The sequence below is a fragment of the Chromobacterium sp. HL1 genome, from assembly GCF_057418835.1.
Genome location: NZ_CP162399.1, coordinates 4685001 through 4703306 on the forward strand (window position 1 = coordinate 4685001; position 18306 = coordinate 4703306).

Below are 18306 nucleotides of genomic sequence, written 5' to 3' on the forward strand. Positions count from 1 at the left end.
GCCTTCCCGCATGCACACTCCCCCCACCCGCCTGGCCTGGCGGCTGCGCGTCGAAGCCTCCGGCGTGGAACTGCAGCCCTGCGAGCAAACGCGAGGTCCCGACGGCTACGGCCGCGGCCGGCGCCTGCCGCTCACCAGACTGCTGGCGGAACAGGACGCACTGGACTGGCTCGGTGGCCAGGACCGGCTGATCCTGCGCGCGCTGGCCGCCTTGCAGGCCGACATCGCCGCCGACGGACACGCGGCGCTGGACGCGCTGGCCGCGCTGCCGCTGCTGGTCGGCCACCCAGCGCTGTACTGGGCCGACGCGCCGGAACAGCCGCTGCGGGTGGAGGCCGGCCAAGTGGCGCTGGAACTGGAGCGTCAGGGCGAACAGATCTCCCTGCGGCTGAGCCCGCCCGGCATCGCCGCCTGCGCCGGCGTGCTGTGGCGCAAGCTGGCGCCGGACCGTCTCGCGGTCTACCGGCTGGACGAGGAAGTGCGCCAGATCGCCGCCCTGCTCGGCCACAGCCTGAGCCTGCCCTGGCACGCCCGCAAGAAAGTGCTGGACGCCATCCGCGACATCGCGCCGGAACTGCCCTTGCACGACGTCAGCGCCAGCTTTGACGACAGCCTGCCCAGCCAGCCGGCCGACGCCGTTCTGCGCGCGCTGCTGCGGCTGGACGAGGCCGGCCTGCGGCTGCAGCTGAAAGTGCGCCCGCACCTGGCCAGCGCGCTGTACGCGCCCGGCCGCGGCGCGCCCGGCCTGGTGGTGAGCGTGGACGGCGTCGCGCTGCAGCTCAAGCGCGACCTTCCCGCCGAGCGCGCCCGCCAGCGCCAGGTCCACGCCGCCTGCCCGACGCTGGCCACCGCGCGCCGCGACGGCGACGAATGGGCGGTGGACGGCCAGCAGGCGGCCTTGGACCTGCTGGCCGAACTGCAGACGCTGGACGCGGACACCCTGCAATGCGAATGGCCGTCCGGCCAGCGCCAGCGCATCCGCGCCGGCGTCGGCCTGCCGCAGCTGAAACTGAGCGCCAAGCGCAAGGGCGGCTGGCTGGAAGTGGACGGCGAACTGGGGCTGGACGACGGCAACATCCTGGCGCTGCGCCATCTGCTGGAAGCGCTGGCCGGCCAGTCCGGCCGCTACCTGCGCCTGTCCGACGGCGACTGGCTGGCGCTGTCCGACTCCCTCGCCGCCCGCCTGCGCCAGCTGACGCTGCTGGCCGACCACGCCGCGCCCGGCGGCCTGCGCCTGAGCCCGCTGGCCGCGCCGCGGCTGGGCGAGCTGGCGGCCGAGGCCGGCGCTTTCGACGGCGACGCCGGCTGGAATGAACAATGGCGGCGGCTGCAATCGCTGCAAAGCTTCGAACCCGAAATACCGGACACCCTGCGCGCCACGCTGCGGCCTTACCAGCAGCAAGGCTACAACTGGCTGGCGCGGCTGGCCCACTGGGGCGCCGGCGCCTGCCTGGCCGACGATATGGGCCTGGGCAAGACGGTGCAGACGCTGGCGCTCTTGCTCAGCCGCGCCGCGCTCGGCCCGCAACTGGTGGTGGCGCCCACCTCGGTGGCGCTGAACTGGCTGGCCGAGGCCGCCCGCTTCGCGCCCAGCCTGCGGCTACGGCCCTACCAGCAACAACGGCGGCTGGACAGCGCCGGCCCCGGCGATCTGGTGGTGACCAGCTACGGTCTGCTGCAACGCGACGCCGACGCCTTCGCCGAGGTGCGCTGGGCCAGCGTGGTACTGGACGAGGCGCAGGCGATCAAGAACGCCGCCAGCCAGCGCGCCCAGGCCGCCCACGCGCTCTACGCCGATTTCCGCCTGGCCGCCAGCGGCACCCCGGTGGAAAACCATCTGGGCGAATTGTGGAGCCTGTTCCGCTTCGTCGCGCCCGGCCTGCTGGGCAACGAGGACAAATTCCAGCAGCGCTTCGCCCAGCCCATCGCCGACGGCGACGAGGACGCCCGCGACGCGCTGAAAGCGCTGATCCGCCCCTATCTGCTGCGCCGCACCAAGCAACAGGTGCTGACCGAGTTGCCGCCGCGCACCGACATCACCCGCGCCGTCCCGCTGAGCGAGGCGGAAATGGAAGTCTACGAGGCGATGCGTCAGCAGGCGCTGGACAAGCTGGGCCAGCCGGGCGAGGCCGAGGGCGGCGCGATGCAGGTGCTGGCCGAGCTGACCCGGCTGCGCCGCTTCTGCTGCCACCCGACGCTGACCCAGCCTGACAGCGCCTTGCCCTCCGCCAAGCAGGCATTGTTCCGCGAACTGATGCTGGAACTGCTGGACAACGGCCACAAGGCGCTGGTGTTCAGCCAGTTCGTCGATCACCTCGCCATCGTCCGCCGCTGGCTGGACCAGCAAGGCATACGCTACCAATACCTGGACGGCGCGGTGCCGGGCCCGCAACGCAAGGCGCGCATGGACGCCTTCCAGGCCGGCGACGGCGAGGTGTTCCTGATCAGCCTGAAAGCCGGCGGCACCGGCCTCAACCTGACCGCCGCCGACTACGTGATCCACCTCGACCCCTGGTGGAACCCGGCGGTGGAAGACCAGGCCAGCGACCGCGCCTACCGCATGGGCCAGCAGCGGCCGGTGACGGTGTACCGGCTGGTGGCCCAGCACACCATAGAAGAAAAGATCGTGGCGCTGCACGCCAGCAAGCGCGAGCTGGCCGACAGCCTGCTGGACGGCGGCGATCTCAGCGCGCGGCTGGACGGCGCGGCGCTGTTGGCACTATTGCGCCAAAGCTGAGCATTGCCCTTTCGTCATAAAATGGGCAAGCTGGCGTCATTTCCTTGATTCCGGATTATCCATGCTCAAAGCCCTCCTGCTGTCCAGCCTGCTGCTGTCCGCGCTGCCCGCCTGGGCCGGCCTGTCCCAGACCGACACCGCCTCCGAGAAAATCTCCGTCGGCACCCTGTCCATCGTCGCCGCGCCGGCGATCAGCGTGGCCGGCAGCGCCCAGGGCAAGGGCGAATCGCTGCTGGCCCCAGTGCTGGCGGTGACCGGCAGCGCCTATGTGATCACCGGCCTGGCCCAGGGCGCCGGCGACACCGTCAAGATGTCGCTGGACGCGGCGCAAGGCGGCGCCAAGCTGGTGGTGGAGTTGTCCGGCAAGGCGCTGAAAGCCACCGGCGCCGCGGTCGGCGCCTCGGTGCAAGTCACCGCGGTGGCCAGCGGCACCATGCTGGTCACCTCCGGCAAAGTGCTGGCCTTCATCCCCAACAAGCTGGGCGAGGCCCTGCTGGAGCACAACCGTGTCCCGTCCTGACGCTCTGCCCGCCCGTCTCGCCGGCCTTGGCCTGGCGCTCTGCCTGCTGTTGCCGCACGCCGCCCAGGCCGGCCGCAGCTGCGAGGAACAAACCATCACCCCGGCCACCTTCGGCAAGGCGATGGCCGCCGCCGAACAGCTGCGGCAAAAGCTGGACGCCAGCGGCGGCGACGTCGCGGTGATCGGCCGCGTCGGCCAGGACCTGTCGCGCTTCAAGCTGCGCTACACCCATGTCGGCATCGCCTACCGCCAGCCGGAAGGCCGCTGGCGCGTCGCCCACCTGCTCAACGACTGCGGCAGCGCCAGCTCCGACCTGTGGTACGAGGGCCTGGGCAATTTCTTCCTCGACGATATGTATTCCTTCGAATCGGTGGCGCTGCTGCCGCCGCCGGCGCTGGCCGCCCGCCTGCGCGAACGGCTGCAGACGCCGCCGCGGCTGCGCGAACTGCACACCCCGCAATACAGCCTGCTGGCCTATCCCTTCGCCACCCGCTACGAAAACTCCAACACCTGGGTGCTGGAAACGCTGGCGGCCTCGGCCAGCCAGGAAGCGCGCATCGCCAACCGCGAACAGGCGCAAATGTGGCTGAAGCTCAACGGCTACGCGCCGTCGGAACTCAAGCTGGGGCCGCTGACGCGGCTGGGCGGCCGCATGTTCAAGGCCAATGTCGCCTTCGACGACCACCCCAACGAGATGCGCTACGCCGACCGCATCCAGACCGTGACCGTGGATTCGGTGATGAACTTCCTGCAGGCCCGCAAGGAGGGCTGGCAAGTGTTGGACATCCCCGCGCCTTGACTTGGCCTAGAGCCTGTTCACGATCTTTTATGAGTACCTCGAGATGCTGCGTAGATACGTAGGAGACTTCGTATTCGACGCGCCCCGGCGCCCTTCAAACCTGCCGTCGGGTGGCGGGCCCGCGGTTTTAGCTACGCAGCAACTTCGCTTCGCGGGTTTTAAGCGGCGGCTTGTTCGAGCACCGCGACCTTAGCGCCCCATCACTGAGAATCTTTGAGAATCTTTGACTCGCTCAGCGATGGGGCGATTGGCTCGCGCAAATCTCCCTTTCCGTTTGATTCCCTCGCGACGCTTCGCTCGGTCAGGGCGGAACCGGCCCTAAATCATCATTTAGGCCATTAGCCCGATCTGAAATGATCAAAAACGAGCTCCAGCAGCAAAACCGGCCTACATAGCGCGGCGACGGGCCTGTGCCGCCGCCGCGCCTGGCCTCAACCGCTGTTGCGCAAGCCGGCCGAAGTGCCGTTGATGGTCAGGTGGATCGCGTACAAGGCCTCGGCGTCGTCCGGCTGACGGCGCAGCCGGCTCAGCAACTCGGCCTGCAACAGGCCCAGCGCGTCCAGATACGGCAAGCGCGTTTCCAGGCTGCGGTGCAGCGTCGGGTTCTTCTCCAACAGCGCGCTTTGGCCGGTGACGGCGTAGAAAGCGTCCAGCGTGGCCTGCCACTCGGCCTGGATGCGGCCGAACAGCGCCTCGGCCAGCGCGCGGTCCTCCACCAGGCCGGCGAAGCGGCGGGCGATGCCCAGATCCGCCTTGGCCAGCACCTGCTCCATATTGGACAACACCACCTGGAAGAACGGCGAGCTGCGATACAGGCTTTGCAGGCGCGCGCGGCCGGCTTCGCCGTGGCGCTCGATGAAGGCGCGCACCGCCGAACCGACGCCGAACCAGCCGGGCAGCATCACCCGCGATTGCGACCAGGAGAACACCCAGGGAATGGCGCGCAGGTCCTTGATCGAAGCCAGGCTCTTGCGCGAGGCCGGCCGGCTGCCGATATTGAGCTTGGCGATGGCGTTGATCGGCGTCGCCTCCAGGAAGTACTGCATGAAGCCCGGCGCTTCCACCAGCTCGCGATAGGCGCGGTAGGCGGCGTCCGACAGCTCGTCGAACACCGTCTCGTCGGTCTCGCAGCTGGCGCAGCCGCTGAGGCTGGCTTCCAGCGTCGCCGCCACCAGGGCTTCCAGGTTGCGGCCGCCGATGGCCGGGTCCGAATACTTGGACGCGATCACCTCGCCCTGCTCGGTGATGCGGATGCGGCCGGCCACGCTGCCGGCCGGCTGCGCCATGATGGCTTCGAACGACGGACCGCCGCCGCGGCCCACCGAGCCGCCGCGGCCGTGGAACAGCCGCAGCTTGACCCGGCCGTCGGCGAAACAGCGCACCAGCCGCTTTTCCGCCTGGTAGAGCTGCCATTGGCTGGTCAGATAACCGCCGTCCTTATTGCTGTCGGAATAGCCCAGCATCACTTCCTGCATGCGGCCGCGGCTGTCCAGCAGTTGCTGGTACCACGGCAGCGCGAACAGCGCCGTCATCACCTGAGCGCTGCGGTCCAGATCGGCGATGGTTTCAAACAGGGGCACCAGGTTGACGCTGGCGCGCGGCTGCCCGTCCACCAGCCGGATCATGCCGGCCTCCTTCAGCAGCAGCGCCAGCGCCAGGATGTCGCTGACCTGGGCGCAATTGGAAATGATGCTCTGACCGATGGCGTCCACGCCGAACTGGCGTTGGATCAAGGCCGCCTCGCGGAAGATGGCCAGTTCCTTCTCCGCTTCGGCGCTGTAGTCCAGATAGGGCGAATACAGCAGCCGCGGCGTGGCCAGCTCGCGCAGCAGCACCCGGGTCCGCGCCGCCTCGTCCAGCGCCGCGAACTCCTCCAGCCCGGCGCGGGCGAACAGCTCGCCCACCACCGCCTCGTGGCTGCCGGCGAACTGGCGCAGGTCCAGCGGCATCAGGAAGAAGCCGAACACGTCCACCGCGCGGATCAGTTCCGCCAGCCGGCCGTCGGCCAGCGTCGCGCTGCCGTGTTCGCGCAGCGAGGCGTCCAGCACCGCGAGATCGGCCTGGAATTCAGCCTGGTCCGCATAGGGCCGGCCCGCCGGCCAGCGGCCGCTCAGGCTCACGCCCAGCCGCAGGCCGGTGGCCAGTACCCGCGCCTCCATCGCCGCCAGCGCGCGCCGGTACGGTTCCTCGCGGCGGCTCTCCTCCTGGTCCGGCGTCAACGCCGCCAAGCCCACCAAGGCCGGGCTGACGCCGACCAGGCGCTGCGACAGCGACAGCTCGCGGTACAAGGCCGCCAGCTCGTACAGATAATGTTCGAAGGCCACTTGCGCCTGGCGCGTCACCGCGTGGCGCAACACCGCGGCGTCGACATTGGGGTTGCCGTCGCGGTCGCCGCCTATCCAGCTGCCGACGCGGATGAAGGACGGCAACGGCGTCGTCTGGCCCCAGGTGGCCTCAATCTGCCGGTCCAGGCGCTGATACAGCGCCGGCAAGGCCTGGAAGAAGGTCAGCGGGTGGTAGGCGACGCCGTTTTCGATCTCGTCCTTGACCGCCAGCTTGAAGTGACGGATTTCCGAGGTCTGCCACAAGGCGACGATCACGCGCTTGAGCTTGGCCTCCAGTTCCTCTTCTTCTTCCGGCGTCAGGTCCGCCGCCGCCAGCTTGCCCAGGAAACGGCGCACCGCGCGGTGGCCGTCCAGCACGCTCTGGCGCTGCACCTCGGTGGGGTGGGCGGTGAGGATGGCGCCGACATAGGCGTCGCGCAGGGTGTCGGCCAGCATGGCGATGCTGACGCCGTCCGCCTTCAGCTTGCCCAGCGCGCGCGACAGGCTGCCCTGCTGCGGCGCGGAACCGGCCTGGCGGTGGGCGCGGCGGCGGCGCACATGGTGCAGGTCCTCGGCGATATTGAACAGCTGGGCGTACAGGCCGCAGGCGCGCACCAGCGCCATCGCCGCCGCCGGGCTCAATTCCGCCGCCAAGGGCTGGCTGCGTTCCTCCGCGCTGCGGCCGGCGATGGCGCGCACCTCGGCGTAGACCTCGGGTCCGGCCTGTTCGCTCAACACCTCGGCCAGCGCGCGGTCCAGGCGCGCCAGATCGGCGCGCAGCGGCAAGTCCTTGTCTAAATCGCTCATTCGGTATTCCTTGATGGTGACGGGCGGCCGCGGCCGTGGCCGCCCCTAGTTTTGAATCGGCTCAAGTCAGCGCGGTCGCTGACTTCAGACGATTCGTTTCGCATGCAAAACATCATAAGCAGGCTTGCCGCTGTAGTGGCAACACTACTGTCATTTAAGCTGTTAGATATTGACCTGACTGCGCATTGCGCAACATCAAGCTTTACGCCCCCGCCTGGACGATGCCGCGGCGCTGCGCGTCGGGCCGGCGTGCTAGAATGCCCGCCATCCAAGCACATAGCCCAATCGGAAACCGGTTTTCATGGACAAAATCGTCATCGCCAGCCGCGAGAGCCGGCTGGCCATGTGGCAGGCCGAACACATCCAGGCCCGGCTGCAAGCGCTCTACCCCCACCTCAGCGTGGACATCCTGGGCATGACCACCCAGGGCGACCAGATTCTGGACAAGACCCTGTCCAAGATCGGCGGCAAAGGCCTGTTCGTCAAAGAGCTGGAAGTGGCGCTGGCCGAAGGCCGCGCCGACCTGGCCGTGCATTCGATCAAGGACGTGCCGATGGTGCTGCCGGAAGGCTTCGCGCTGGCCGCCATCTGCGAGCGCGAAGACCCCCGCGACGCGCTGGTGTCCGCCCGCTGCGCGGACTTGTCGGAGCTGCCGGACGGCGCGGTGGTGGGCACCTCCAGCCTGCGCCGCGAATCGCAGATCCGCGCCCGCTATCCGCGGCTGGTGGTCAAGCCGCTGCGCGGCAATGTGCAAACCCGGCTGCGCAAGCTGGACGACGGCGAATACGACGCCATCATCCTGGCCGCCGCCGGCCTCAAGCGCCTGGGCCTGTCCGAGCGCATCCGCAAGGAGCTGCCGCCGTCGGAAAGCCTGCCGGCCGCCGGCCAAGGCGCGCTGGGCATCGAAATCCGCGCCGACCGCGCCGACCTGATGCAGCTGCTCGCGCCGCTGAACCACGCCGCCACCCACGCCTGTGTCAGCGCCGAGCGCGCGCTGGCGCGCGCGCTGGGCGGCAGCTGCCAGGTGCCGCTGGGCGCCTTCGCCACCCTCAGCGAAGACACGCTGACGCTGGGCGGCTTCGTCGCCAGCCCGGACGGTTCGGTGATGCTGACCGCCAGCGCCAGCGCCCCGGCCGATTACGCCGACGCGCTGGGCCGCACCGTGGCCAAGAAGCTGCTGGACGACGGTGCCGGCCCGCTGATCGAGGCGGTGCTGGCCGACCCGCGCTGAGACGGCGATGCCGCGCGTCCTGGTCGCCCGCCCGCTGGCGCAAAGCGCCGAGCTGCTGCGCCTGCTCGCCGCCGCCGGCTTCGACGCCGGCCATCTGCCGCTGATGGAGATCGCTCCGCAGCCGGACGCGCTGGCGGCGCTGCCGCGACAAGCGGCGGCGGCGGACTGCCTGGTCTTCGTCAGCCCCAGCGCCATAGATCAGGCCTGGCCGGCGCTGCAAACGCTGGACCTCGCCGCCAAGCGGCTGGTCTGCGTCGGCCGCGCCAGCGCCGCCAAGCTGGCCGCGCTCAGCGGCCGGACGGCGCTGCACCCCGCCGAGGGCAGCGACAGCGAAGCCTTGCTGGCCCTGCCCGAACTGGCCGATATGCGCGGACAGCGCGTGCTGATCGTGCGCGGCGTCGGCGGCCGGCCGCTGCTGGCGCAAAGCCTGGCCGCTCGCGGCGCGGCGGTGGAGTTCGCTGAAATCTACCGTCGGCTGGACGGCGCGCCGGACTGGGCGGCCTTCGACCTCGCGCCGCCGGACGCGGTAATCGTCACTTCCGGCGAAATCGTAGAGCAATTGTTCCGTCTCGCTGGCCCCAGTCGAATCAGGACGTTACAATGCCTGCTATATTGCGTGCCGCATCCGCGCGTGGCCGACCGGCTCGCCGCGCAAGGCGCGACGCGCATCATGACAACCCGGGCCGAAGACAGCGCGCTGGTCGCCGGCCTTAAAAAATGGTTCTGTCGTCACCCATGAGCGAATCCCAGATCACCGAAACCGCCAAACCCGAGTCCAAGAAATCGCTGAGTCCGGCCTTGCTGATCGCCATCGCCGCGCTGGGCGTGTCCGGCTGGCAGTACTTCAGCACCCAGCAGGAACTGACCGCCGCCCGCCAGGAACTGGCGCGCCGGCTGGCCGAAGGCAGCGGATCCGCCAAGGAGCTGCGCGCGATGACCGAGCAGGCGATCAGCGCCAACCGCGCCACCGAAGGCCGGCTGGCGCTGATGGAGGCCCGCGTCAACGAATCCGCCGGCCAATACGCGACGCTGAACGGCATGTACCAGGAACTGACCAAGAACCGCACCGACTGGCTGCTGTCCGAAGTCGAGCACACCCTGGCCATCGCCAGCCAGCAATTGCAGCTGGCCGGCAATGTGCCGGCCGCCGTGTCCGCGCTGGAAATGGTGGACGCGCGCCTGGCCAAGTTCGACCGCCCGCAGCTGATCGGCGTGAAAAAGGCGGTGGCCACCGACCTGGAAAAACTCAAGGCCCTGCCCTATCTGGACAGCGTCGGCCTCACCGTCAAGCTGGACCGGCTGATGCTGTCCGCCGACAGCCTGCCGCTGGCGGTGGACGCCCACCGCCTGGCCAGCCAGAAGCCGCAGGCCAAGGCCGCGACGCCGGCCAGCGCGCCGCTGTGGGAACGCTTGGTGGCCGACGTCAGCAAGAGCCTGGGCGAGCTGATCCACATCCGCCGCATGGACAAGCCTGAAGCGCTGCTGCTGTCGCCGGAGCAAGCCTTCTTCCTGCGGGAAAACCTGAAAATGCGCCTGCTGGACGCGCGCCTGGCGCTGATCCAGCGCGACGGCAAGACCTTCGCCGCCGACATCGTGGCCGCGCGCAGCTATGTGCAGCGCTACTTCGACCGCGACGCTCCGGCCGTCACCCAATGGCTGGGCACGCTGGGCGAACTGGAAGGCGCGCCGCTGGACGTGGCGCTGCCGGACATGAACGCCAGCCTCAAATCGGTGCGCGACGCCCAAGGCGCGGCAGGAGAATAAACCGTGAAATTCGCCTTGTGGATTACCGGGCTGTTTGCCCTCGCGGTGCTGGTCGGCCTGGCCGCCACCCTGAACACCGGCTACGCCATCCTGTTCCTGCCGCCTTACCGGATGGAAGTGTCCTTCAACCTGCTGATCGTGTCGGTGGTGGCGCTGATCTTCGTGGTGCACCTGGTGCTGCGCATGGTGGCGGTGGCCGCCAATCTGCCGGCGGAAGTGCGCCGCTTCCAGCGCCAGAAAAAGCTGAAAGCCTCCCGCCACGCGCTGCGCGAAGCCGGCATTTCCTACTTTGAAGGCCGTTTCCAGAAAGCCGAGCGCGAGGCCAGCAAATCGCTGGACGACGAATACTCGCCGGAAAACAAGGCGCTGGCGCTCTTGATCGCCGCCCGTTCCGCCGGCGCCGCCGGCGATCTGGATAAGCGGGACGGCTATCTGGCGCAACTGGACGCCATGCCGCCTCGGCTGCAGCTGGCGCGCCATATGCTGGACGCGGAACTGAAGCTGGAAGCCAAGGACCCGCTGGGCGCCTTGGCCGCCATCGAACGCGCGCGCGCGCTGTCGCCCAATCTGACCAACGCCTTGCGGCTGGAATTGAAGGTTCGCCTGTTGCAGAAGCAGCCGGAGGCGGTGCTGGCGCTGACCGAGAAACTGCTCAAGGCCGACGCGCTGGAGCCGGAACAGGCGCGGCGCTACCGCTTGGCCGCCTACCAGCAACAACTGGTGACGCTGCTGGGCGGTCAGGAAATCCGCGACTGGCTGCGCCGCATTCCGGAAGCCGAACGCAGCAATCCCCAGCTGATGGACCAGGTGGTGGCGCGGCTGATCGTGCTGCAGGACTACGACTACGCCGCCACCTTGCTGGCCGGCGCGCTGGCCAACGACGACCACGACACCCCGGAGCTGTCTCGCGAACTGGGCAAGCTGGCCGAGCACCTGAGCGAGGACAAGCGCCTGGAACTGCTGAAAACCGCGGAAAACTGGCTGAAGAAGCGGCCGCGCGACCACTGGCTGCTGATGGCCTTGGGCCGTCTGGCCCTGTGCCAGCAGCTGTGGGGCAAGGCGCAGAGCTATCTGGAAGCCAGCGCCTCGATCTCGCCGACGCTGTGCGCCCACGCCGAGTTGGCGCGGCTGTTCGAAGCCACCGGCAAGGAAGAGCTGGCGGCTCAGCATTACAACAAGAGCCTGGAGCTGGCGCTGAAACAGGGCTGCTGACCCCGGGGACTCCATACGAAAAAGGACATGCTCTCGCATGTCCTTTTTTATTGCCCTGATTGTTATCGGCTCAACTCGACAACAGCAGCACCCCCCAGGCCAAGGCCAGATAGCGCGCCGCCTTGCCCAGAGTCAGCCACAGAATGCTGGACCACCAGGGCAGCCGCAGCCAGCCGGCGGCCAAGGGGATGGCGTCGCCGATCACCGGCAGCCAGGACAGGGCCAGCACCGCCGGGCCGAAACGCTGAAACCAGCCGGCCAGCCGCGGCGGCAGCTCCTTGCGCGGCGCCAGCCGCCCCAGCCACAGACTGGTGACGCTGCCGGCGGTATTGGCCACCGTGGCCACCAGCAAGGCCGGCCACAGCCACTCCGGCCATTTGTACAGAAAGGCGGACAGCGCCAGTTCGGAATTGCCGGGCAGGATGGTGGACGAGGTGAAGGCCGACACCGCCAGCCCGCCCAGGCCCAGCCAAACCAAATGACTCATTCATCAAACCCGATGGTTTCGCCGCAGGCGGCGGCGATGGCGGCGCTGAGCGTGGAGAAGAACTCCGAACCGTCGCGCGCGGCGATCCAGCGGCCGTCGCGGAAGGCGAAGTGGTAGCCGCCGCTCTTGGCCGCGATCCACAGCTCCTGATTGGCGGTGTGGCGGTTGACGATGATCTTGGCGCCGTCGCTGAACTCGATGTCCAGCACATTGCCGGACACCAGGTAGTCGGCGTCCAGGTCATTGTCGTCGATGGCGGCTTCGATGCGTGCGAAGATGGCGTCGGTGTGCCGCAGAAATTCGGTTTCGTTCATTGCGCTTTCCCGTTGAATGACGGCCTGGACGCCGTCTTGGCGCGGCTCAGGCCTTGATCGCCGGGCGCATCGGAATCACACGACGCGCCGCAGCTTTGCTAGTATCCAGATTTTGCCACATTGGAACTCATTCGTATGCGCACCTTGCTGGCTTGTGCAAGCCTGACCCTGTTCCTGGCCGCCTGCGGCTTCAAAGGCCCCTTGTATCTGCCCGCCCCCGCCGCCAAGCCGGCCGCCGCCGCGCCGGCCGTCAAACCCGCGGCCAAGGCCGACGCCTCCGCTCCGCGCGCCGCGGCCGAGCCCGCCGCTCCCGCCGTCCGCTGACGGTTCCCGCCGCGCTTTGGGCCCGGCGCGGCGGCCGCGAAATGCCGAAGACATATTGATATTCCCACGCGGTTTCCTGCGCTTCAGTCATATCCTTTACACTCAAAGGCTGTATCTGCAGATAAAGGAGCCGCCGATGTCCCACTTCGCCCGTCATCTGGAACATCACACCATCGTCAACCCCTTTCCCGGCATCGCCAAGCTGGAAGCGGCCTTGGGTCACCGCATCGGCGCGCGCATCGGCTCCAATGAAAGCATGGCCAAGCCGGCCTCGCCGCTGACGGCGGAATTCGGCGAGATGATGACGGAGCTGGCCCGGCTCTACCCGGACCCCTACGCGCACGGGCTGCGCCAGCGCGCCGCCGCCCACAACCGCGTGGACCCGAGCCAGGTGCTGTTCGACACCGGCGCCGACAGCCTGATCCTGCTGGCGCTGCGCCTGGCCTGTAATGTCGGCGACGCGGTGGTGTGCACCGCCGGCACCTATCCCACTTTCCGCTATTTCGCCGAAGGCGTGGGCGCGCGCATCCTGGAAGTGCCCTACCAGCAGCAAGGCGACCGGCTGCAAGCCGATCTGCCGCGGCTGGCGGAGGTGGCGCGCGCCGAGCGCGCCGCCGTGCTCTATCTCGCCAACCCGGATAATCCCAGCGGCCATTACTGGGGCGCGGACGATATCCTGGCGCTGCGCGAAATGCTGCCCTCGTCCACGCTGTTGATTCTGGACGAGGCCTACGTCGATTTCTGCGTGGACGCGCAGGACGCGCCGCCGCAAGGCGCGCTGCCCAACACGCTGCGGCTGCGCACCTTGTCCAAAGCCTATGCGCTGGCCGGCCTGCGAGTGGGCTACGCCGTCGGCCCGCAGCACATCGTCGCCAAGGCGGACCAGATACGGCCTCAATTCGCGCTGTCCAGCTTCGCCCAGCTGGCGGCTCAAATCGTGTTGGACGATCCGGACTACTCGCGCCAGCTGATCGCCGCCACCATCCATCTGCGCGACAAGCTGTCCGACGCCTTGCGCGCGCGCGATCTGGTGGTGATGCCCTCGCACACCAACTTCGTCTGCATCGCCTATCGCGACGCCGCCAGCAGCGAGGCCATTCACCGCCAACTGCTGTCCGACGGCATCGCCGTGCACCGGCCGCCGCATCCGGCGGTGCGCCATCTGCTGCGCGTCACCGCGCAGCCGCAGGCGCTGTCGGCCAAGGTGATGGCGGCGCTGGCGGAAGGTTAAGAAGCGGCTCAACATACGCTGCGCTTCGTGATACGAGGCGCGGCGAGCACCGCTTCGTAAACGCCTACGCGCTACGCGCGCGTTTCGCTTTCTCAGCGGTTTTCGCCTTGTCTCGCCCTGGCTCGCAAGACTTTGAACCGCTCTTCCGCCCCATAAAAAACGCCCTGGACCGGCTAGCGGCCCAGGGCGCGGTCTTTTCCCCGCCGTCCTCACTCCGAAGTGCTGGGGTTCCAGTAAGCCTGGCTGATGAAAGGCTGGGCCACCAGCTTGGCGGCGATCTCCTCCAGCTCCTCCCACTCCACCGAGGTGGACAGCAAGGTGGCGGTCATCTCCACCTCGTCGTCGCCGAAGGGCTCCACGTCCAGATCCCCCACCGGGTATTTGGACTCCTCCAGCAGATCGCTGAGCAAGGCCATCGCGTGCTTCTGGCCGGAACGGCTGGAAATCACGCATAGCTGGTAAGTGACTTCGCTGGTTTCGTCGTCGATCGGCTTGCGGTTGATGGAGTTCACCACCGGACGCAGCAAGGTGTTGCTGGCCAAGACGAACAGCGTGATCAGAAAGGCCTGCGGAATCTGGCCGGCGCCGGCGCTTGCGCCGACCGCGGCCGAGCCCCACAAGGTGGCGGCGGTGTTCAAGCCGCGCACGTTCAGGCCTTCCTTCATGATGGTGCCGGCGCCCAGAAAACCGACGCCGGACACCACGTAGGACGCCACCCGCGCCGCGCCGCCGGTGCCGTCCAGCTGCAAGGCCATGTCGACGAAGGCCGCCGCGCCCACCGCCACCAGGGTATTGGTTCGCAAGCCGGCGGTACGCTGACGGAACTGCCGCTCATAGCCAATGGCCGAGCCCAGGATGAAAGCCGTCAACAGGCTGAGCAAGGTTTGCAGCAGACCAGACCCGTTGAAGCCCAGAAACTGCAGTAAGGTTTCCACTTCTTATTCCTCCTGCGGTCGATTGAAAAAACAGCGCTCCCGTCGCGCCGGGAAACAGTCAGGCAGTTTGCCACATCCGCGTCACCGGGTCGTGTCCGACCAGGCGATTGCTGCGCGGCGAAGCACACGTGACGCCGGCCCAAGCAGGAAAATTGACGACGGCGGATGTCTGCTGACAGTACGCTGTCAGCAGGGGGGCCGCACACTGTCCTCCAGGCCGCAACGCCGCCTCCGTCCCGCCCGGAAGCGGCGCCGGGATATTCCCGGCCGGATCTCGATAAAACCTGTTCAAGGAGTGTGCCATGTCCCCCGTTCTACACTGGTTTGAAATTCCCGTGCTCCAATTCGAGCGCGCCGTCGCCTTCTATCAACAGGCGCTGCGGGTGGAGCTGCAAGAAGAGAGCTTCGACAATAATCGCATGGCCCTGTTTCCCCAAACCGGCGACAGTTGCGGCGGCGCGCTGCTCAGCTGCCCGCAAGCCCGCCCCCATGTCGACGGCGTGCGCGTCTATCTGGACGGCGGCGCCGATCTCGACGCCACGCTGGAACGGATCAAGAGCGCCGGCGGCATCGTGGTGCAGCCCAAGACCGCGCTGCCGGAGAACTGGGGCCAGATCGCGCTGTTTTCCGATCCGGACGGCAATCTGATCGGCCTGCACAGCGCCGCATGAGCCGGCGCTACTGGATAGGCGTGGCCAGCCGCGACCACGTGCGGCGCGGCCTGGCCGGCGGCTTCGCCCAGCTCTGCCACGGCAAGGCGGCGCCGCTCAGGCGGATGGCGGCCGGCGACGGCCTGATCTATTACTCGCCGGTGCTGAGCCTGGAGGGGCGCGAGCCCTGCCAGCGCTTCACCGCCGTCGGCCTGGCGGCGGACGCGCGGGTCTATCCCTTCCGGGTCAGCGCCGATTTCGAACCCTACCGGCGCGACATCGCCTTCTGGCCGGCGGAGGACGCCGACATCCGGCCGCTGCTCGGCCAATTGACCTTTATCGCGGATCCGGCGCGCTGGGGCTACGCTTTCCGCTTTGGCCACCTGGAAATCGGCCGCGCCGATTTCCTGTTGATCGCGCGCGCAATGCGGGCGACACTGCCGCCATCCATGCTGCGGGAATCCGACTGAATGCGCCGAGCCGACCGACTGGTCCAAATCCTCTTGCTGCTGCGCGGCCGCCGCCGCACCACCGCCCGGCAATTGGCCGAATGGCTGGAGGTGACGCCGCGCACCGTCTACCGCGATATGGCGGACCTGATGGCCAGCGGCGCGCCGGTCAACGGCGAGGCCGGCGAGGGGTATTGGCTGGAAGCCGGCTTCACGCCGCCGGCGGTGGCGTTTTCCGCGCGCGAACTGGCGGCGCTGGAAGTGGGCGCCCGCATGCTGGCCGCCTGGGCCGACCGCGACACCGCGGCGGCGGCGCAATCGGCGCTGGGCCGCATCCACGCGGTGCTGGGCTCGTCCGGCCTGCCGCCGGAACCGCTGTACGCGCCGACGTCGGGCAATTACCCGCGCGAGCGCTTGGCGCCGCTGCGCGACGCCATCGTCTCCCGCCAGCCGCTATGGGTGGACTACCGCGACGAAAGCGGCCGCGGCAGCCAGCGCGCCTTGATGCCGCTGGCGCTGTTCTTCTGGGGCGACCGCTGGCTGCTGGCCGCCTGGTGCGGGCTGCGCCTGGACTACCGCAGCTTCCGCGTGGACCGGCTGCAAAGCTGGCGCGCCACGGACTTGAGCTGTCCGCCCGGCGTCAGCCTGGCCGGCTATCTGAGCCATGTGGACGCCGGCGGCCAGGCGCTGGCCTGGCTGGAACAACACCAGCTCCAACCCTGGCATCAGGAATAAGACCCGCTAACAAAACCCCTGATCCCGCGTTGCGCCTCCTTGTCGTACTACGGGTACTGCCTGCGTCGGCGCGCCTTGGCTCAGGTTCTCTGCGAGGTGTTGTTAGCGGCTCTAAGCGCCGCGTCGCCGGCTCAAGGCAGCAAGATGATGGAGCCGCTGGTCTTGCGTCCTTCCAGATCGCGGTGCGCCTGCGCCGCCTCGGCCAGAGGATAGCGATGCGAAGGCGCCACCTTGATCCTGCCGTCCGCCACTCGTTCGAACAGCGCCTGGGCCGAAGCCTCCAGCTCCGCGCGGCTGGCGATGTAATCGGCCAGCTTGGGCCGGGTGAAGAACAGAGAGCCGCGGCTGGTCAATTCCAGCGGCGCGAACGGCGGCACCGCGCCGGAGGCGTTGCCGAAGCTGACCAGCATGCCGCGCGGGCTCAGGCTGGCCAGCGAGATCTGGAAAGTGTCCTTGCCCACCGAATCGTAAACCACCGGCACGCCCTGGCCGCCGGTGATCTCGCTCACCCTGGCCACCACGTCTTCGCGGCTGTAATTGATCACATGCTGGCAGCCCAGACCGCGCACGATGTCGGCCTTGGCGTCGGAGCCGACGGTGCCGATCACCGTGGCGCCCAGCGCCGTCAGCCACTGCACCGCGATCTGGCCGACGCCGCCGGCGGCGGCGTGCCACAGCACGGTCTGCCCCGGCCGCACCGGGTAGCTGCGCTGCACCAGATACTCCACGGTCATGCCCTGCAACATCATGCAGGCGGCGGATTCGTCGCTGATGCCGTCGGGAATCTTCACCAGCACCGCCGCCGGCAACAGCCGTTCGCTGCTGTAAGCGCCCAGCGGGCCGCCGGCGTATGCGACGCGGTCGCCCACCGCCAGGCCAGACACCTCCGGCCCCAGCGCCTCCACCACCCCCGCCGCTTCCTGGCCCAGGCCGGACGGCAGCGGCAGCGGATACAGGCCGCTGCGCTGATAGGTGTCGATGAAGTTGACGCCGATGGCGGTGTGACGCACCCGCACCTGGCCCGGTCCCGGCGCGGCCAGCGTCTGGCTCTGCAGGCCCAGCACTTCCGGCCCGCCGGTATGGGAGAAAACGATGGCTTGAGTCATGGCGGCCTCCTCGGCGCAAAAAATCCAGTGTGCGGCAGCGCCCTCCCCCGGACAAGACACTGTCGCAGAACAGACTGTTTCGATGCTCAGGCCAATAATTGCCCGCGCCCCCAGGCCAGCGCCTCCGGCAAGACGCGCGGCCAGGCTTCAAGCCTGTGGTCGTCGCCGTTGAACACCGTCTGACGGCAGTCCAGATACAGCGCGGCCGCTTCGCGCCAGTCCAGCACCTCGTCGCGGCTGCCCAACAGCAGCCAGTAACGGCGCGCGGACGGCTGCGCCACGCGCTGCGCCAGCAAGGCCCGCATATCGGCGTCGCTCAGGGTATAGACCACGCCGGTGTAGGGATTGGTTTGTTCGCCGATGAAGCGCGCCAGGTCGTCGTAAGGCCGCACCGCCGGGTTGATCAGCACCGCCGGGCGTTGATGACGCTCGGCCAGAAACGTGGCGTAATACCCGCCGAGGGAGCTGCCGATCAACAAGGTGTCGGCCGGCAAGGAGGCCACCAGGGCGGACGCCTGCTCAATCGCCTCGGCCGGATGCGGCGACAGCTGCGGACAATGCAGGGTCGCATCGAAAGCGTTCTGTTGCAGATAAGCGGCGGTTTCGTTCGCCTTCAGCGATTGCGGACCGGAGTTGAAGCCGTGCAGGTAAACAATATGCATGCGGATGGGAACAAACGGA

The 18306-nt window shown here is 68.3% G+C and carries 18 protein-coding genes; 12 read left to right on the forward strand and 6 right to left on the reverse strand.

The window, feature by feature from the left end; genetic code table 11:
• Positions 1–10 precede the first annotated feature (10 nt).
• From AB1Z25_RS21430 to AB1Z25_RS21440, 3 genes are all read left to right on the forward strand, one after another.
• Positions 11–2737 (forward strand): DEAD/DEAH box helicase, encoded by a 2727-nt coding sequence (locus AB1Z25_RS21430; RefSeq protein ID WP_486636131.1) that lies wholly within the window; start codon positions 11–13, stop codon positions 2735–2737.
• A 61-nt stretch (positions 2738–2798) separates the two neighbouring features.
• Complete coding sequence (locus tag AB1Z25_RS21435) at positions 2799–3257, forward strand: hypothetical protein (RefSeq protein ID WP_253314974.1); 459 nt, start codon at positions 2799–2801, stop codon at positions 3255–3257.
• A complete protein-coding gene (locus AB1Z25_RS21440; protein WP_253314975.1) occupies positions 3244–4056 on the forward strand; it encodes a DUF2145 domain-containing protein in 813 nt (270 codons plus the stop codon). Before AB1Z25_RS21435 ends, AB1Z25_RS21440 begins: the two co-directional genes overlap by 14 nt.
• Positions 4057–4487: 431 nt before the next feature.
• Here AB1Z25_RS21440 and ppc read toward each other — a convergent pair whose 3' ends face one another.
• Complete coding sequence (gene ppc, locus AB1Z25_RS21445) at positions 4488–7187, reverse strand: phosphoenolpyruvate carboxylase (protein ID WP_486636132.1); 2700 nt, start codon at positions 7185–7187, stop codon at positions 4488–4490.
• 301 nt (positions 7188–7488) lie between these two features.
• On the opposite strand from ppc, the gene hemC reads away from it, so the two are divergent.
• The 4 genes from hemC to AB1Z25_RS21465 are packed head-to-tail and all read left to right on the forward strand — an operon-like array spanning position 7489 to position 11394.
• Positions 7489–8418 carry a hydroxymethylbilane synthase gene (hemC, locus tag AB1Z25_RS21450; RefSeq protein ID WP_486636133.1) on the forward strand — a complete coding sequence of 310 codons (930 nt, stop codon included), beginning with the start codon at positions 7489–7491 and terminating at the stop codon, positions 8416–8418.
• A 7-nt stretch (positions 8419–8425) separates the two neighbouring features.
• Entirely contained in the window at positions 8426–9157 is a 732-nt protein-coding gene (locus tag AB1Z25_RS21455; RefSeq protein WP_486636134.1) for a uroporphyrinogen-III synthase, read from the forward strand.
• Positions 9154–10182, forward strand: a complete 1029-nt coding sequence (locus AB1Z25_RS21460) for a uroporphyrinogen-III C-methyltransferase (protein ID WP_107801199.1) — start codon at positions 9154–9156, stop codon at positions 10180–10182. Before AB1Z25_RS21455 ends, AB1Z25_RS21460 begins: the two co-directional genes overlap by 4 nt.
• A gap of 3 nt (positions 10183–10185) precedes the next feature.
• Positions 10186–11394 (forward strand): heme biosynthesis protein HemY, encoded by a 1209-nt coding sequence (locus AB1Z25_RS21465; protein ID WP_048412739.1) that lies wholly within the window; start codon positions 10186–10188, stop codon positions 11392–11394.
• Between the two features lie 70 nt (positions 11395–11464).
• Here the strand turns inward: AB1Z25_RS21465 and AB1Z25_RS21470 are convergent, their stop codons facing one another.
• Positions 11465–11881 (reverse strand): YqaA family protein, encoded by a 417-nt coding sequence (locus AB1Z25_RS21470; protein WP_107801200.1) that lies wholly within the window; start codon positions 11879–11881, stop codon positions 11465–11467.
• Positions 11878–12195, reverse strand: a complete 318-nt coding sequence (gene cyaY, locus AB1Z25_RS21475; RefSeq protein WP_107801201.1) for an iron donor protein CyaY — start codon at positions 12193–12195, stop codon at positions 11878–11880. Before cyaY ends, AB1Z25_RS21470 begins: the two co-directional genes overlap by 4 nt.
• A gap of 135 nt (positions 12196–12330) precedes the next feature.
• Between cyaY and lptM the strand changes: the two genes are divergently transcribed.
• Together lptM and AB1Z25_RS21485 are read left to right on the forward strand one after the other, a co-directional pair.
• Complete coding sequence (gene lptM, locus AB1Z25_RS21480) at positions 12331–12519, forward strand: LPS translocon maturation chaperone LptM (RefSeq protein WP_107801202.1); 189 nt, start codon at positions 12331–12333, stop codon at positions 12517–12519.
• 136 nt (positions 12520–12655) lie between these two features.
• Complete coding sequence (locus tag AB1Z25_RS21485) at positions 12656–13750, forward strand: pyridoxal phosphate-dependent aminotransferase (RefSeq protein WP_107801203.1); 1095 nt, start codon at positions 12656–12658, stop codon at positions 13748–13750.
• 209 nt (positions 13751–13959) lie between these two features.
• On the opposite strand, the gene AB1Z25_RS21490 is transcribed toward AB1Z25_RS21485, so the two are convergent.
• Entirely contained in the window at positions 13960–14685 is a 726-nt protein-coding gene (locus tag AB1Z25_RS21490; protein ID WP_019103569.1) for an MgtC/SapB family protein, read from the reverse strand.
• A gap of 302 nt (positions 14686–14987) precedes the next feature.
• On the opposite strand from AB1Z25_RS21490, the gene AB1Z25_RS21495 reads away from it, so the two are divergent.
• From AB1Z25_RS21495 to AB1Z25_RS21505, 3 genes are read left to right on the forward strand one after another with little or no spacing between them, the layout of a single operon-like run.
• Positions 14988–15356, forward strand: coding sequence for a VOC family protein (locus AB1Z25_RS21495; protein WP_107801204.1), 369 nt, complete (start codon positions 14988–14990; stop codon positions 15354–15356).
• Positions 15353–15805, forward strand: a complete 453-nt coding sequence (locus AB1Z25_RS21500) for an EVE domain-containing protein (protein WP_486636135.1) — start codon at positions 15353–15355, stop codon at positions 15803–15805. The genes AB1Z25_RS21495 and AB1Z25_RS21500 overlap by 4 nt, the downstream gene beginning before the upstream one ends.
• Positions 15806–16519, forward strand: a complete 714-nt coding sequence (locus tag AB1Z25_RS21505; RefSeq protein ID WP_486636136.1) for a helix-turn-helix transcriptional regulator — start codon at positions 15806–15808, stop codon at positions 16517–16519.
• A 131-nt stretch (positions 16520–16650) separates the two neighbouring features.
• Here the strand turns inward: AB1Z25_RS21505 and AB1Z25_RS21510 are convergent, their stop codons facing one another.
• Both AB1Z25_RS21510 and AB1Z25_RS21515 read right to left on the reverse strand, forming a co-directional pair.
• The gene (locus tag AB1Z25_RS21510; protein ID WP_107801207.1) at positions 16651–17625 is read right to left on the reverse strand and encodes a quinone oxidoreductase family protein; all 975 of its coding nucleotides are present in this window, start codon (positions 17623–17625) and stop codon (positions 16651–16653) included.
• Positions 17626–17711: 86 nt separating this feature from the next.
• Positions 17712–18287, reverse strand: coding sequence for a YqiA/YcfP family alpha/beta fold hydrolase (locus AB1Z25_RS21515; RefSeq protein ID WP_474454997.1), 576 nt, complete (start codon positions 18285–18287; stop codon positions 17712–17714).
• Between the last annotated feature and the right edge of the window lie 19 nt (positions 18288–18306).